Source organism: Dyadobacter luteus (assembly GCF_003383615.1).
GTDB lineage: Bacteria > Bacteroidota > Bacteroidia > Cytophagales > Spirosomataceae > Dyadobacter > Dyadobacter luteus.
In genome coordinates this window covers 478,295-495,828 of record NZ_QNUL01000001.1, presented here as the reverse complement: position 1 = coordinate 495,828, position 17,534 = coordinate 478,295, and the positions used below count along the sequence as shown (strand labels likewise).

The 17,534-nt window shown below is 44.4% G+C and carries 10 protein-coding genes; 5 read left to right on the top strand and 5 right to left on the bottom strand.

Annotation, left to right across the window (positions count from 1 at the left end; all coding sequences use genetic code 11):
- Window positions 1-234 precede the first annotated feature (234 nt).
- The 4 genes from DSL64_RS01945 (at window position 235) to DSL64_RS01930 (ending at window position 10,292) form a co-directional block, all read left to right on the top strand.
- Window positions 235-3,336: a SusC/RagA family TonB-linked outer membrane protein gene (locus DSL64_RS01945; RefSeq protein ID WP_115828943.1), complete on the top strand. Its 3,102-nt coding sequence runs from the start codon at window positions 235-237 to the stop codon at window positions 3,334-3,336.
- A complete protein-coding gene (locus DSL64_RS01940; RefSeq protein ID WP_115828942.1) occupies window positions 3,336-4,853 on the top strand; it encodes a RagB/SusD family nutrient uptake outer membrane protein in 1,518 nt (505 codons plus the stop codon). Before DSL64_RS01945 ends, DSL64_RS01940 begins: the two co-directional genes overlap by 1 nt.
- Before the next feature lie 80 nt (window positions 4,854-4,933).
- Window positions 4,934-7,288: a glycoside hydrolase family 95 protein gene (locus DSL64_RS01935; protein ID WP_115828941.1), complete on the top strand. Its 2,355-nt coding sequence runs from the start codon at window positions 4,934-4,936 to the stop codon at window positions 7,286-7,288.
- Window positions 7,289-7,295: 7 nt separating this feature from the next.
- Window positions 7,296-10,292 carry a T9SS type A sorting domain-containing protein gene (locus tag DSL64_RS01930; protein ID WP_158547844.1) on the top strand — a complete coding sequence of 999 codons (2,997 nt, stop codon included), beginning with the start codon at window positions 7,296-7,298 and terminating at the stop codon, window positions 10,290-10,292.
- Between the two features lie 54 nt (window positions 10,293-10,346).
- Here DSL64_RS01930 and DSL64_RS01925 read toward each other — a convergent pair whose 3' ends face one another.
- From DSL64_RS01925 to DSL64_RS01905, 5 genes are all read right to left on the bottom strand, one after another.
- Window positions 10,347-10,730, bottom strand: a complete 384-nt coding sequence (locus DSL64_RS01925) for an SDR family oxidoreductase (RefSeq protein WP_115828939.1) — start codon at window positions 10,728-10,730, stop codon at window positions 10,347-10,349.
- Window positions 10,731-10,827: 97 nt separating this feature from the next.
- On the bottom strand, window positions 10,828-11,973 hold the full coding sequence (locus DSL64_RS01920; RefSeq protein WP_115828938.1) for a PepSY-associated TM helix domain-containing protein: 1,146 nt from the start codon (window positions 11,971-11,973) through the stop codon (window positions 10,828-10,830).
- Between the two features lie 74 nt (window positions 11,974-12,047).
- The gene (locus DSL64_RS01915; protein ID WP_158547843.1) at window positions 12,048-14,630 is read right to left on the bottom strand and encodes a TonB-dependent receptor; all 2,583 of its coding nucleotides are present in this window, start codon (window positions 14,628-14,630) and stop codon (window positions 12,048-12,050) included.
- Between the two features lie 111 nt (window positions 14,631-14,741).
- Window positions 14,742-15,710, bottom strand: coding sequence for a FecR family protein (locus tag DSL64_RS01910; RefSeq protein WP_115828936.1), 969 nt, complete (start codon window positions 15,708-15,710; stop codon window positions 14,742-14,744).
- Window positions 15,711-15,809: 99 nt separating this feature from the next.
- The gene (locus DSL64_RS01905) at window positions 15,810-16,319 is read right to left on the bottom strand and encodes an RNA polymerase sigma-70 factor (protein WP_115828935.1); all 510 of its coding nucleotides are present in this window, start codon (window positions 16,317-16,319) and stop codon (window positions 15,810-15,812) included.
- 526 nt (window positions 16,320-16,845) lie between these two features.
- Here DSL64_RS01905 and DSL64_RS01900 point away from each other — a divergent pair.
- Window positions 16,846-17,373 (top strand): RNA polymerase sigma-70 factor, encoded by a 528-nt coding sequence (locus DSL64_RS01900; RefSeq protein WP_115828934.1) that lies wholly within the window; start codon window positions 16,846-16,848, stop codon window positions 17,371-17,373.
- Window positions 17,374-17,534 lie beyond the last annotated feature (161 nt).

Below are 17,534 nucleotides of genomic sequence, written 5' to 3'. Positions count from 1 at the left end.
GCAAGAACCGGTAGAAGCCGGTTTGCTGCATTTTTGGTGCTCTGTATTTCACAAATTTTATTCTTTTCAATAATCGTATTATCCATTATTTTATCAGGTTAGTCCATTTCAATGTGATTTTAGCCTGTCTAATTTTACCTCATCAAATAGTATAAATTAATGAAAAGATATGGAAATAAAAATAGTGTTACCTGTGGCGAATAGTCTTCAATCTAACCATTCAAACCCGATCATATGAAAGAAGTATATTTTACTCAATTTCGATGGAAGCAACAGCTTCTGCTGCCAGTGCTCTTACTTTCCTGCCTGAACATACTATGTGTGTCGGGAACCAAAGTTTATGCCCGTGCAATAGATATCAGCGGAACCGTCACATCGGCCCCTGATAACATAGGTCTGCCGGGTGTTTCAATCACCGTTAAAGGTACGACCTTCGGCACAGTGACCGATATGAATGGTAAATACATGCTGAATGTGGCCGACGAAAACGCAGTGCTTGTGTTCTCCTATATTGGTTACGAAGCTTCCGAGCAAACTATAGGGGGCCGCAGTGTTATCGATGTTGTTCTGAAAGAAGATCTGAAACAGCTCAGTGAAGTGGTAGTGGTAGGTTATGGAACGCAGAAAAAGGTAAACCTGACCGGCGCAGTAGCTACTGTAAGCGGAGAAGAAATGATCAGAAGACCGGTTACGAACCCAACAGCGATGCTGCAGGGAACAATGCCGGGTGTTCAGGTGCGGCAGGGAACGGGCGAGCCGGGTAATGAAGGGGTATCTGTGCGGATACGGGGTACAGGTACTTTCAGTGGCGCAGGTTCGGATCCACTTGTATTGATCGATGGCGTACAGGGCAATATGGCCGACCTGAATCCCAATAATATTGAAAGTGTATCGGTATTGAAGGACGCCGCTTCCGCATCCATTTATGGAGCAAGGGCGGCCAACGGGGTGATTCTGGTAACGACGAAAAAAGGGAGTGAAGGAAAGCTGAGTGTGCAATACAGCGGGAATTATGCGATTAACAAGCCTACGAAGCTTTTTGACCTGATCACGAATTCGGCGGAATATATGGAGTTGTATAATGAAGCACGTCTCAATTCGGGGCTTACTTCCGGCTTGTATTCACAGCAGCAGATCGACGAATACCGCAATGCAACCGACCGCAACCTGTACCCGAATACCGACTGGCTGAGTCTGATTTTTCAAACAGCCCCCACGCACCAGCACGACCTGACTTTCAGCGGCGGACGTGGCGGAACGCATTTCAATGCTTCCGTCGGATACGTGAACCAGAAAGGTGTGATGAAAGGATTTGATTTTGAAAAATACAATGCGCGGTTGAACATAGCTTCTCAGATAACCAAGAAGATTAAATTCGGCGCAAATCTTGCATTGAAATCGGGTAATACGACATCGCCTGTTTTTGGCTCGGAGGATATGTTCCTGTCGGCTATGTCACAGGCACCTACTTACGGGCCAAAGCTCGCCGACGGCAGCGGCAGGTTTACCTACAAAGCGTATGATCTTGAGTACAATAACAAAAACCCGATCGCGCTTTTGGAAGGAAATATCAACCGCGACAAGCTGGATTATTCGGCCAATACGCAGGGTTGGTTTGAAGTAAATCTGTTGAAAGGATTGACCTGGTATGCGAAAGGGGCAGTTAATGCGGATTTTTACAAGACCAAATCTTTCAAGCCTCCGCTGCAGCTTTACAATTTTCGTACGAATGATTTCATGGCTACCCTGGATCTTGGCGGCGGACTGGAAGTGAAAGATGAGCAGAATGTTTATACCAATTTATTCTCCTATCTGGATTATGAGCGCACTTTTGCCCAAAACCATGCATTCAAACTGCAGGTAGGATATAGTACCGAAAAAAGTACATATCAATACCTGGAAGCGATCCGGAGAAACTTTCCCACCGATGTGCTGCGCGAGATCAATGCAGGAAGCCCATCGATACAGTATGCAAATGGTTCTAAGAATGAGTGGGCAATACGTTCATTCTTTGGAAGACTGAACTACAATTTTAAGGAACGTTACCTGCTGGAAGCCAACATGCGTTACGACGGAACTTCCAGGTTGAATGCGGATTCCCGATGGGGAGTGTTCCCTTCCTTCTCTGCGGGCTGGCGGGTTACGGAAGAGGATTTTATCAAAAATCTGGATTTTAAATGGCTCAATAGCCTGAAGTTTCGTGGATCCTGGGGGCAGCTGGGAAACCAGAATATTGGAAATTATCCTTATCAGGCGATCCTGAGTTTTACAGGCAATTACTCGTTTGACGATTCCAACCTGTCTTCCGGTGTAGCGCAAACGCAGCTTTCCAATGCTAATATCCGCTGGGAAACTACAACCATCGCTGACATAGGCATGGATCTTACCGTCTTCAGTGGCCTGAATCTGACCGCAGACTTGTATCGTAAAACAACAACCGATATTTTGCGAAGCTCGCAGGTGACAGGAGTAGTAGGCCTTGGCGCACCAACGATCAACAATGGAACCATGCAGAATACGGGTGTGGAGCTAGGCGTTACGTACAATCACCAGGTTTCGAGTGGCGTATTTTCAGGATTGAACTACACAATAGGTGCCAATCTGGAACATTATAAAAACAAGCTGGTCAAATTCGGACAGCGTGAAATTGACGGTTACCGGATCCGGGAAGAGGGCAGGGAGTACGAAACTTACTACATGCTCGAAATGACAGGTATTTTCCAGTCACAAGATGAGATTGCGGCTGCGCCAAAGCAGTATAATGACGCGACGGTGCCGGGAGATATCCGTTTCAGGGATGTAAATGGCGACGGAGTGATCAACGATGAAGACCGTGTGGTGATGACAGGAAATTATCCTGGATTAAACTATGCATTCAACCTGTCGGCTAACTGGAAAGGCTTTGATTTTTCTGCTCTTTTTCAAGGTGTTAATAATGTTAAATTTTTTGTAGACAATTGGGGAACAGTCCCTTTTGTACAAGGCTCGCCGCCGACAACGGACTGGCGTAACCGCTGGACGCCGGAAAATCCGTCGACTACCATGCCGCGAATTTACTGGGGCTGGGGCGCACCTGATCGCATTCGCAGGCCATCTTCCTACTTTTTGCAGGATGCTTCTTACCTGAGACTGAAAAACCTTACAGTGGGATACTCCCTTCCTCAGACATTGGTAAAAAAGATCGGCATGGATAACCTGCGCCTGTTCTTTTCTGGTGATAACCTGATTACGGCTACAAAATACCCAGGCCTGGATCCGGAGCGCGGCGGAAGCGGAGCGTTTGTACAATATCCTCAAAACAAGATTTACTCATTCGGACTAAATATTAAACTATAATGAAAAGTCAGAAAATAAAACTGTTCATGCTGCTGGCGCTGGCTTTCAGTTCATGCAACGATAACCTCGATCTGAATCCGCTTGACCAGATTTCTTCGTCTACTTTCTGGAAAACGAAAGGGGATTTTGACAAAGCATTGACGGCCAATTATGCTTCTATGCAGGCCGATCCTTGGGCGGTGGAATTGCCGGTCTGGAATTGTCTTGCGGATGATGGGTTTGCGCAGCACAATTCAGGAAGTGCCCGGGAAATTACATCGGGAAGTATCAGTCCATCCACAGGCGGTTATGTTTCTGGTGTTTATGGAGAAAGTTATAAGGCGATCGCGCGGGTGAATATTTTCCTGGCACAGCTTGAGGCCTACACAAATTCGGATATATCCAATGCGGACCGTACGCTTTATGAGGCAGAAGTTCGTTTTTTGAGAGCATTTTACTATTTCCAGCTCTACCATTTGTATGGGGATGTTCCATTGGTTTTAGTACCGCTTACCCTGGAAACACAAAATCAACCTAAAGTGCCTGCTGCTGAAATACTTGCGCAGATCAATGCAGATCTTGATTTTGCCATTGCCAATCTGAAATCGAATGCATACCCGCAAAACGGTGGTCACGCAGCAGTGTCTTCCGCGCAGGCTTTGAAAGCCCGTGTACTGATTTTTGCTGCTTACGGAGAAGATGGAACACCCGATCCGACGGTGCTGACGCAGGTAAAAGAGCTCACAAGCGCCGTAATACCAAAGTACACTCTGAGTCCTAACTTCGAAGATCTGTTCCGCGACGCGGGGCAGAAAAACAACCCGGAGATCATTTATTCGATTAACTTTCTGGCACCTAACAACACGCGTCCTTGGGATATGTATTATGGCGACTGGCTGGTAGCAAGTCCGTTACAGAATTTCGTTGATGCTTTTGAATGCACTGATGGACTTCCCTACGGCGTATCGCCGCTGACAGACAAAGACGAACCTTTCAAAAACCGGGATTCACGTCTTGCTAAAACAGTTTTTGTGGATCATCCTGATTTTGGTGGAGGCCGGGTGCATATTCCGTCTAACAGCCGCCCGTCGGGTTATGGTGTTATGAAATTCCTTGCACCTGAAAATATTCCATTTGGATTTTCAACATTGAGTCAGCAGAATGCAGTAGTACTGCGTTTGGCAGATGTTTTACTGATGTACGCAGAGGCGCAGAATGAACTTGCAGGGCCGGATGCATCGGTTTACAAAGCGATCAACGATGTGCGGCTACGTTCCAAAATGCCCACATTACCAACCGGGTTAACCAAAGCGCAAATGCGTGAAAGAATCCGGCACGAACGACGCATTGAGCTAGGCTTTGAAGGCTTGCGTTATTACGACTTGAAAAGATGGCGCATCGCAGAAACGGTCTTGAATAACGTAAAAGACAGTTTCGTCCCTTACAAATTTGAAAAGAAGTTTTACAAATGGCCCATACCCCAACCCGAAATCGACAAAAGTGGTGGTGTACTGGTGCAAAATGAAGATTATCGTTAGGGAGAAGCATAGGCTTCGCTTGGTCTGACAAACTGAGCGAAGCAGAATTGATATCCTGGTGAAGTACCAAACCTATATCCATGAGAAATAACCTACTATTAACAACCATCCTGAGTCTTTTATCAATTACTGGCTGCTTTTCGCAACAAACCAACTTGCGTATCTGGTACGATAAACCGGCTGCTCAATGGGAAGAGACGATTCCTGTGGGGAATGGGCGGCTGGGGATGATGAACGACGGCGGGGTGTTGAGCGAAAATATTACGCTCAATGATATCACGTTGTGGTCAGGAGCGCCACAGGATGCGAACAATTATGAGGCTCACAAAAGTCTGCCTGAGATCCGGAAATTGCTTTTGGATGGAAAAAACGATGAGGCTCAGCAGTTGGTTAATCAGAATTTTGTGGCAAAAGGGGAAGGCTCAGGACACGGAGATGGGGCCAATGTTCCTTTTGGATGTTATCAGGTGTTAGGAAATCTGCACATGAATTTTTCGTACAAAGGTATTGACTCTTCAAAGGTTCAGTTTCAGCGTTATAAGCGTGAGTTGTCTCTCAATAATGCTGTTTCCGGTTTGGTATACACAGTCAATGGTGTGACCTACAAGCGAGAGTATTTTACAAGTTTTGGTGATGATGTGGGTATCATCAAAATTTCTGCCGATAAACCTGGTCATCTCAATTTACGCCTTTCACTGGACCGCCCCGAACGTTTTCAGACCGTTGTAAAGAACAATGTGCTCGAAATGTCGGGGCAGCTGAACAATGGGACCGATGGAAAAGGAATGAAGTATCTGACCAAGATTAAGCCGCAGGTGAAAGGCGGGAAAATAGTTACTTCAGGAAAACAAATTGTGATTTCTGATGCAGATGAAATTATCCTTTACTTTTCAGCAGGTACCGATTTTAAAACCAAAAACTTTGAATCGGAGACGCAGAGGCTGATTGATGTCGCATTGAAAAAATCTTACACTGTTCAGAAACAAACGCATATAGCAAACTTCCAGAAATTGTACAACCGTGCAACAATGCATCTTGGCGGGTCCAAAGGCGATCAAATGCCGACCGATCAGCGGCTTGCTGCGTTTCATAAAAATCCCGGATCAGATAATGAGCTGCCAGTTTTATTCTTCCAGTTTGGCCGGTATCTGAGCATCAGCAGCACACGCGTAGGATTACTGCCACCGAACTTGCAGGGACTGTGGGCGAACCAGATCCAAACACCGTGGAATGGGGATTATCATTTGGACGTGAATGTGCAGATGAACCACTGGCCGGTTGAGGTAGCCAATCTATCTGAACTCAATTTGCCGTTGGCCGATCTGGTGAAAGGCATGGTAAAAGATGGAGAAAAAACGGCTAAGGCTTATTATAAGGCCAATGGTTGGGTTGCACACGTAATCACGAATGTATGGGGTTATACCGCTCCGGGAGAGGAAGCTTCCTGGGGTGCAAGCAATGCAGGTTCGGGCTGGATTTGCAATAATTTGTGGGAGCACTATGCATTCACAAATGATAAAAATTATCTCAGGGACATTTACCCTATACTTAAAGGTTCAGCTGAATTTTATAGTAGCGCCTTGATCAGGGATTCAAAAACAGGCTGGCTGGTTACCGCCCCATCTGTTTCTCCTGAAAATTCATTTTACCTGCCTAACGGAAAAACTGCGTCAATTTGTATGGGACCCACTATTGATAACCAGATCACCCGTGAGCTTTTTACCAATGTGATCACCGCATGCGAAGTGCTGGGCACGGATTCGGATTTTAAAAAACTTCTTGAAAACAAACTGAAAGAACTGCCGCCTCCCGGCGTTGTGGGAAGCGACGGCAGACTGATGGAGTGGTTGGAGGAGTATAAGGAAACAGATCCCAAACACCGTCACATTTCGCATCTGTACGGACTTTATCCTGCTGGGTTGATTACTCCTGAAAAAACACCCGAACTGGCAACAGCCTCAGCTGCTACGCTGGAAGTACGCGGCGACGACAGTCCTGGTTGGTCAAAGGCTTACAAGCTACTATTTTGGGCCCGATTAGGTGACGGTAACAGGGCTGACAAGCTACTAAGGGAATTGCTTATGCCGACCTTGCAAACAAACATCAATTATGGAGGAGGGGGAGGAGTATATCCCAATCTGCTCTCGGCTGGCCCACCTTTCCAGATCGACGGCAACTTTGGGGGCACAGCCGGGATCGCCGAAATGCTGATCCAGAGTCATGATGGTTATATTGATGTATTACCCGCAATCCCGGATTCCTGGAAAGCGTCGGGCGAAGTGAAAGGACTGAAAGCACGAGGCAATTTTACGGTGAATTTTGCATGGAAGGATGGTAAAATAACTACCTACAAGATTACATCGAAAGATCCTCGAAAAGTGCTGGTGAAGATTAATGGAGAGAAAAAGGAAATTACATCAACCCGCGAAAAATGAATTGATTATGTTTAGTTATTTTGATAATATCAGGAAGTTGAACCAGTTACGGCTGGTTGCTTGTCTGCTCACATTTGTTTCATTTCAGTCCTTTTCACAAAGTTTTGAAGCTGAGTCTGGTGCCATTGCAGGTGGTGCGGATATTCAGGATTGTGAATCCTGTTCGGGACAAAAAATGATTGGGAACCTAGGCGGTGGTTCGGTTACGATTCCTGTGAATGTGGCCGCAGCGGGGACTTACAAGCTGCTGCTTTCCTACTGCACCAGCGATCAGCGAACGATCAACGTGACGCCCAATGCGGATGATTTGATCGCAGTAACCTGCCCAGCTTCCGGAGGTTGGTCGACAGTTGTGACAATCGGTGTGAATGTGACACTGAACGCGGGAAGCAATGCAATCAAGCTCGATAATACATTTGGTTACGGGCCGAATGTTGATAAAATAACCTTGATACCACTGAATGCGCCCAATATCCAAACCATCGCATTTGGTACCAATAACAAGATCAATTACGATCTGAACAACGGCACCTATGATGTGTATTTCAACAATGTAAAAACGGTCGGAGAGGTTTTTGCAACGGCACATTCCAATTCTGTTGCCAACAGTACATCTGGTTACAGCAGTCGGGTATATTCATCAGCCGCGATTAGCGATGAGTTTGGTGCGGGAACCAGGCACGTAATCACGCTCACGGGCAGCGGTCAGCTGGAAATGCAGCAGGTTTTTTATACATATTCAGGGAAAGACCATTTTTATACGGAATTGATACTCAATGGTTCCGGTTCAAATTCTTACAAAATGACGCCGATCACGTCCAATGCGGTTGATATTCAATCGAATGGGGACAGGCGGGCACTTTTTGTTCCTTTCGACAATGATAAATGGATTCGTTATGAAGCGAAGGAAATTGGCTATGCGAATTTTACTTCATCAGAAGCAGGAGCGATTTACGATAATACCAGCCGTAAAGGCTTAATCATAGGTTCCGTAGAGCATCAAGTATGGAAAACAGGCGTGAACCTCGCAGGCGAAGGGCGCACCGGAACTTCATTTATCTCCGTCGTAGCCGGCTGGACGAGCGAAAATGTGACACGAGACAAGAGAGGTCATGGTTGGGTTGGTATAGGAAAGCAAAGTTGCAAATCACCTCGGATATTGGTGGGCTATTACAATGACTGGCGTAATGGTTTTGAAGAATATGGAAAAGCAAACGCACTGGCAGAGCCAAGGTATATTTTTGATTGGACCGGCGGCACTCCTTTTGGTTGGAACAGCTGGGGCGCTATTCAGGCGGATCTGAACCTTCCGAAAGCAAAAGCGGTAGTGGATTACTTTGCAGATCAGGTTCCAACATTCCGAAATGGAGATAATACCCTTTTCATTGATCTCGATTCTTACTGGGATAACCTCACTCCTGGTGGCTTAACAGGTGATTTTAGTCAACTTACTGAGTTTGCTGATTATTGTAAAACGAAAGGTCTGAAACCAGGTATATACTGGGCACCGTTTGTGGATTGGGGCAAAACGAACCGGCAAATGGAAGGCAGTTCCTACAATTATGAGGAGGTTTGGACCAAAGTGAACGGTGCACCGATTGATCTGGACGGCGCTTATGCACTGGATCCTACACACCCGGCCACAAAAGCAAGAATTGCTTATTTAATAGGGAAATTTAAGGCGTGTGGCTTTGAAATGATCAAGATAGACTTCTTGGCACATGCTTCACTGGAAGCGGATGGATTTTACCAATCCGATATTCACACAGGCATGGAAGCATACAAAGTGGGTATGGAATATCTGACAGATCAACTGGACGGATCCATGCTGGTATATGCTGCAATTTCGCCCAGCCTTGCTACAGGGCGTTACGTGCACATGCGGCGGATAGCCTGCGACGCGTACAAGGATATCAGCGAAACGGCTTATACACTCAATAGCACTAATTATGGCTGGTGGCAAAACCAGATATACCAATACATTGATGCAGATCACATTGTTTTCGGAACCCAAACTGCCGGTGAAAACCGTGCAAGGCTTGCTTCTTCCATTGTAACAGGAACCATTATTACAGGAGATGATTATTCAACTGATGGAATCTGGAAAACCACATCGCAAACGCTTTTACAAAATGCTGGCTTGCTCGAGTTAGCAAAAAACGGAAAAGCTTTCCGGCCCGTAGAAGGCAATACGGGCTGGGATCCTAATGCACTTTTTATCCAAACAGTCGGTGGAGATCATTACCTGGCTGTTTTTAATTATGGAGCAGAAACCAAAGTTTTTTCAATAGACCTTGCCAGGGCCGGACTGAATGGACAAACGAACTATTTATCTGAGGAGCTTTTTAGCAGAGCAGATCCGTCGGCGAAGGCAATGGCTGCAACGGTACAAGGGATTTTGTCTCTCACTATTCCCCCAAAGGATGTTATGATCATCCATTTGAGAGATGCTGCATTGCCCGTTACATTGATTTCATTCGATGCGGAGCAGGTCAATTTAGCTACAGTTTTACGCTGGAAAACGGCTTCTGAATCTAGTAATAAAGAATTTGTTGTAGAAAAAAGTGCAGATGCGGTGGCCTTTCATGCAATTGGTAAAGTAGCAGGTCGCGGGGATTCCGATAAGCCAGTTCAATACACATTCAGCGATCCGTCACCACAGGCCCATCCAATCAGTTATTACAGGCTTAAGCAAGTCGATTTTGATGGTAAGTCTGAAAACTCCCGGATTGTGGCCGTCAGCTTTACAAATAAAGACTCTCTTATATTGTTTCCAAATCCTGCAAATACAAAGTTAAACCTGAAAGTTCCCAAGAATTTTGGCAGTGATCTACATTTGAAGATTGTAGGTATGGATGCTAAAAGTAGGCTGATGGACCAGTTTGCCAAAAATACGGATAATGGTCTGACCATTGACATCAGCAACCTGGACAAAGGTACTTATCTTCTTTCTGTAGAAGACGGTAATGGTAATAGCCACGGAATTAAGTTTGTGAAAGACTGATTCTCTGGCTGACCACCATTGCGATAGGAGGTGACCTGTATGCATAAACGGCAATCAGCGAGGCACACCATTTCCTTCAGTAGTGTGTGCACCAATGCTACTCAGGTGAATCACTTTTTTCACGTTTGCGGCAGTTACCGCCTGCTTGTAGTTAGCTGCGATTGCCGAATAGGATTTGATAACATCTGTAGCCGGGTCAAAAAAATCGGCAGGATCAATCACTTCGATAAGATATACAACGTCTGTGCCTTTAAAGGTCAGTGTCAGAAAATCCGTATCATGTATGGAGCCAATTGCTGCTTTGGCTCCCAGATCCTCAATGCTATTTTTTCTGTCAGCTTGACTGCTGATGACGGTTATCGAGTGTCCTCTATGTAACAATTGATAAGTTAATGGTTTTCCTATGTTACCCAACGAGCCTGTAATGACAATATTCAATTTTATCTTCTTTATGATTGCTGAATTGCACTGCAAAATTCAACAATCATAAAGTGGCCTTTGTAGCCTCATCTGTGGGTGTTGTCAATCCCATAATTCAGTATAGTGTTTTCGGGGCGCTTTTACGCCTGCCCCGCCAGATAAGCAAACCCGACACAGGCAAACTGGCGGCGATCAGACTTGCAAAAAAGGCCAGAATCTTACCAGGCAGTCCTAGTATGCTGCCCGTGTGTATTTCATAGTTGAGACCTCTGAGTTTTTCGCCCGGATTCTTGTCTGTAAAGTAGTGTGTCTTCAACAATTTACCCGTGTACTGATCATACTGCTCTATGACCTGATTATATGTCTGTCCGTTTCTGACCAACACATTGAATACGCCCTGCCTGCTTACCGGAAAATAGATGTGATAACCTTCTGCATGAGGATGTTTTCGCCTTACACTGGAGAATACTACATCTATGGGCAAATCAATTTTACTCTGAGACGTATCTGAAAAAACAGGTGCCTTTGCAGGATAACTTTTACCGGCGTTTGCAATCCACTGTACGCTGGCGTCAAACCAAGAAAAGGCAAATACCATACCGGTTAGCCCGATTATAAGCATGAATGCCATCGAATAGAACCCGGGGATATTGTGAAGGTCATAGTTTTTTCTTCTCCATTTCGTAGTGCTTTTCCACCGGAACCAGTAACGCTGCCGGGCTGCACTCTTGTTTTTGGGTTTCCAGAGAATCAAACCAGTGACCAGCGAGATGACAAAAATCAGCGTGGCAATGCCTGTGATTGGCTGCCCGATCTCATTGCTCAGCAGCAGGCTCCAGTGTAAATAAAGTATAATCCTGAAAAACTCAAACTCAGAATTTTCGGTAGCAATTACCTGACCGGAATATGGATTGATAAAGATTGATTCGTAATACTCCTTCCGATCCCAGTACCAAATACCGGGATCGCCGCTTTCCTTATAAGCCCTGAAGCGCAAAGATCTGTCTTCCGAATTATAAATCTCAACGGCCGATACAGGCTTATCAGCTCCATAGCTATCCTGTGCTGCCTGGAGCGTCTGACTTAGAGGGAGACCTTTTCGTCCGGGAGATTGAATGAAATACTTGTCTGCATACAGCAGAGGCTTAATTTCATCTATGAATACATAGATACAACCTGTGATCCCCAAAATGAAAACAATAATCCCCGATACCAGCCCAAGCCAGAGATGGATCTTGCCTGTTAATTTCTTTACATTCATTTTCAGAACATGTTGACGATATCAAAAGGGAAACAAATCCGACTACAAGACTTATTTCCCTTCTGACAGGAAGACTAGAATCTAAATGTCAGATTTGCAGCAAAATTGGCAGGAGCCTGGGCATTTCCCCAGCTGTCCCAGTATCTTACGTTAGTTAGATTGTTCACCTTGACGTTGATACCCCATTTTTCCTGATTATAAAAGGCTGTGGCACCGAGAATGGTGTAAGCAGGAACGGCGAAACTGTTGTTGGTTGCTCTGTAAATCTTATCAACATAATTAAGGCCGGCTCCAAGACCCAACCCTTTAAGCGTACGCTGAAAAGTGTAGGATGTCCATACATTCGCAACGTTTTCGGGCGCGTTGGCGGCTTTGTTTCCTTCAATTGCCGGGTTAGATGCTTTTTTGATACGGTTATCGTTAAAGGCATAACCGGCCACAATGTTCAGTCCTCTTACCGGCTGGGTGATCAGTTCGAACTCGGCACCTTTGCTTACCTGTTTTCCATCCTGTACAGTAAACATATCCGCATCCACCCTGGTCGCATTGTCAATCAGGATGTGATAGTAACTTACAGACGCCGTGAGCTTTTTATCAAAAAACTCCGCTTTCACACCGCCTTCGGCCTGGTTGGCAAATTGAGGATCTAAAATAAGTCTGGTTCCGTCAGGCTGAAGCACCGGCGCAATGTTCTGAAATCCGCTCATGTAGTTGGCGAAGGCAGACAGTCTGTTTCTCAGGATTTGGTACACAACTCCTAATTTTGGAGCCAGGGATGTTTGTTCAAATCCTTCCTGTGTTCCTTTGATTTCTTTACTGTTAAAATGATCGATTCTGAGTCCCAGCATAACAGAGAAGCGGTCTGTGAAATTGATCACATCTGAAAAATAGGCACTCAATGTATGTTGATCTGCGGTAGGATAGGGTTCAAAGCTGACGGTCCTGTCGATGTTTTGTTTAATTACGGGGCTGAAATTTTCCGTTACATTGATTGTATCAATCATATTTGCTTCGGAGAAAAGAAACTTCCCGTTGTAATATCTGTAGTTGGCACCCATCAGGATGTTATGCTTTACATTCCCTGTTGAGAATTTGCCGTTGACATTATGCTGCAGATTGCTGTAAGCATTGTAAAGTGGCCCGTAAACAGAAGACGCCCTTACCACAACAGCGGGGGAGGCCCAGATGACCGGACGCTGGTAGCTATGGTCCACATTCTCCTCAACATAAGAAAACAGGGTAGTGGATTTAAAGTTGTCAGAGAGTTTATAGATAACTTCAGCAAATAGCCTGGTTGCGGAATTTTTTACGTCCGTGTTGTCGTGATATAAAGATCTGCGAAAATCCAGGCGAAAATCCTTAGGGCTTTTTATCAAAGGAGAGCCGATGATAAAATTCATAGGCTGTGTATTGTTAACCTTCAGAAATTCTGCATCCACATTCAATGTGAGTCTGGTGCTGGCGTGATAAGACAAGCTGCTAGCAATCAGAAACTTGTTGTTGAAGCCGTAGTCCAGAAAACTTCTTTCTTTGTGCAGGGCAATATTGGTTCGCATCAGCACCGTTTTTTGTTTATTCAAAGGTGTATTGACATCTGCCGTAATCCGGTTTAAACCATAACTGCCGGTAGCATATGATATTTCTGTCCTGGATGTTTCAAATGGCTTTTTGGTCACAAGGTTTACCACCCCGCCATAAGACGAAACCGAAGATCCGAATAGCGTAGCCGAAGGGCCTTTGAGTATTTCAATGCGTTCCACATTGCCAATATCCAATGAGGAACGCTCCGAAGCAGATTCCATACCGTTTCTGGCATTGATTCCTATCCCGAAACCTCTCAGAAAAGCATTGAAACCACCGGAAGGGTTGATTACAGGAACAGCACCCGGCGCATTTCGGATTACATCTGTCAGGCCGACAGACAACTGCTCTTTAATCAGCTTGATACCGACTACGCTGTAAACCTGCGGGTTTTCAAGGTTTTTCAGCGGCATTCTGGCTATGTAGTCAGATTCTTTGTTGGCAAATTTATTAGGGCTGCCATTGACTATGACCTCTTGAAGCGTTTTACTGTCTTCTTTCAAAAAAATGACAGGCAATGTCAAGGTCTGATCGTGAGTTACTTCCACATTTTGTTCCATCGCTTCATAACCAAGATATTGAATTATAAGGGTATTAGAACCGGCAGGGATATTCCGGATAAGGAATTCTCCATTTTCATCCGTTTGTGAACCTTTTCCGGTTCCCTTCACCGAAAGGTTCACAAATTCTGCAGGCTTACTGTCAGAAGTTTTTATAATGCCCTTCAAGGCTCCCTTGGTGTCTGTCTGTATCTGAAGAAAAATCTGTTTGTCGCTGACCTGTGCCTTTTTGAGCGTATTTCCCAGCAAGCGCGAAAAAGCTTCGCCCACTGAAATGTCTTTATAATTGATTGTTACCCGCCGGTCCGACTCAATTTTACTATTGTTGTAGGAAACGCTGCAGCCTGCCTGATCGGCTATCGCATGAAGTGCATCTGCCAGACGGACATTTTCCAGGTTTATTGAGATAATTCGGTTAAGCGTTGGCGATTGGGCACGGGACACGAATGGTACAAGAAAAAGCAGATAAAAAAACAGGTTTAGCCATTTTAAGTGGCTTTTTGGCAAAGAGTACATAAATTTGAAACAAATGGTTAAATAATCAGTGAAACGGTTGTTTTCCATAGGTCCGGTGCAAAGTTTGGCGATGGAGCACCGGCCTTTTATGGTTCTAATACGTTTTGTGCATTAATATATGGTTACGTTTTTTTTATTAATTGTATATTTAAACTGCATTACGTAGCTCATCCTTTCAAGTACATATTCCAGCGATTGTCCTTCAAATTCCCCTGTGTAATGCTGGCGGGCAATGTGTTCCGGAATTTTATTCACTTCGATATTGTACCAGCGCTCCAAAGTAAGAGCTGCGTTTTTCATACTTTCATTATCAAAAATGAGTTTGTTATCCTTCCATGCTAAATAACGGTTAGCATAAACGTTATCTTTTTTTAATCCGGTAGATACATCGAATTGACCACGTTGATTTGCAGTTAGTATCAGGTGTCCTCCACCCTGATTCCCGGATAGGGCTGAGAACTGCACCTTTCCTTCCTTCACAACAAGTGTGGTGGTGTGTTCTGCATAAGCCTTTAAGCTGAAAACAGTTCCCAGTACCCGAACGCTGGTTTGTGAAGTGCGGACTACGAAAGGTCTTTTGGCATCTTTTGCTACAGCAAAATAAGCCTCACCGGAAAGTATAACCTGTCTGCTTGTATCTGAAAACCTGGCAGGAAAATGAATTTCACTGTCGGCGTTAAGATAAATTTCTGTTCCGTCAGAAAGTCTTATGGCTCTTTTTTCGCCCTTTGCTGTTTTGATCCTCTGGTACTGGATATTTGCGACATGCTTTGTTAACAGAGGTTTGCTCTCATACTGTCTTTTGAATAAGAAAAACGAGAGAGCGCATGCCACAAGTACAGTAGCAGCCACCATCCAGGGTTTCCAAAACGCATGTATTTGCTTTGTATGTAACTGGTGATCATACACATGCTGTCCGACTTTTTGCCATATTCTGGCTTGATGCAATGGGATATCCTGCTCAGAAGGGAAACTTACTTCTGCTTCGGCATTATCCAGCCATTTCTCGACAGCAAGTCTCTCCTCTGATGAGCAAAGTCCTTCTGCATATTTCTCCAAAAGTTCGGCTGTTATCTTCATGGCAGTACATTACGAATGTGCGATCGTAAGGCAGTCGTGAGAAAGCTCTGTTGGTCCTAGTTGTAATCCGAAATTTTTATCAAAATTTTTAGAGGTCTGCTATTGATATTCTTTCAGCTCAGATTTGAGAAAGCTGAGGGCCTTGGTGAGATGATTTTTGACCGTTTTCTCTGATATTAAAAGATCGGCGGCAATTTCTTTAGTTGTCAATCCTTTTTCCCTGCTCATTTTGTATACCATCCTGCATTGACAAGGTAGTTGGTCGACCAGATTTCCTACTTTATCTGAAAGCGCATGGTACAGTACATCATTCTCGGTGCAGTTTTCGGAGGAGTAGCAGGGCAGAGCTGCGGCAGAGTCTGTATGGATGGGGGCTTTTGCTTTCCTTCTGTAATAATCAATAAGCTTGAATTTGGCCGCCCTTGCCAGGTAATTTTCCAGAGGACCTTCTATTTCCAGGCTTTCTCTTCTTTCCCAAAGAGAGCAAAAAATCTCCTGAACGATCTCTTCGGCAACAACTGCGTCCTGCGTCTGATGGTAGCAAATACCGAAAACGTTCTTCCAATGAAGGTCATATATTCGGCGGAATGATTCTCTATCGTAGAACACAGACTCTTAGCTTAGGATGTTAGAGGTAATACTTATTTAGATTTATTCTAATCGAAGCAAAAGTCGTGTTAAAAAAGCTGAATACAAAATTTGAGCGTGGAAAATTGGTAGCAGGCATGTTATAGCCTGCTTTCTACAATTTCCCGGATCGTAGCATTACTCTCCTGTCCGTCACCACTTTCATTCCTCAATTCGCTCAGCCTTCTTTTAAGTTTTTTTATCATGCGGCGGTATTGTTGAGTCCGCGTTGGGAAAAATGTGGTAAAGATCATAATAATGAACCCAATACGCGGCTTGCGATGATAGTTTCTGACGTAGTCGAATATCTGGGAAGCAAACAACAAGTTAAAGAGATGACCATTTAATATGTAGGCACGCTGTTGAAACAGTGCCGCCTACATGCTCAGGACATACAGAAGGGTAGGGGAAAGCTATCAAAGTAGTTTTCTTATCAACCTCTGTTAATTATTTGTATCTAGTCTAAATTGTAATTTACTTTGCGTATTCAATTTCTGCGAAGTAAATCATGACCTCAGACGACAAGGAGAAGTTTATTTTAAACGACGAAAAATCGTTTGAGCAGCTGTATGTGAGTCATGCAAGAAAACTGTATCGGTTCTGTTGTTATTACATCAAAAATCAGGAGGATGCGAAAGAAATTATACAGGAGATTTTTCAGTCTCTTTGGGAAAGAAGGGATCAGGTTGAGATAAACGTTCCCATAGAACAGTACCTTAAGAAAGCGGTCAAGCTGAGAATTTTTAAATACTTTAGGGACAAAAGTGTTCGTGAAAAACATGTAATGTCATTTTTGAATGATCAGACGACAGGAGAGAATACTACTGAGAATAGCATCATGTACTATCAGCTTTCAGACCAAATTGAAATACTTGTTGACAGCCTTCCGGATAAGACTGGCGAAATATTTCGTTTGAGCCGACATCAGGGGTTGTCTCACAAAGAAATCGCGGGGATGTTACTTATTTCCGAAAAAGCGGTTGAGTACCATATTACCAAGACCATTGCCTTTCTACGTCGCGCGCTTTCTGAATAAACATTTCTCTTGTAGCTCCTTGCTGTCGGTAATTTTTAGCCCATGCCTTATCAGCAATCCTAAATCTTTGGGGGAACTAAAAAAATAATCCAAAAATATTCCCGGCCTTTTTAGGGATGTATGCTTGTTAAGGAACTATATCATTACGACAATATAGAAAT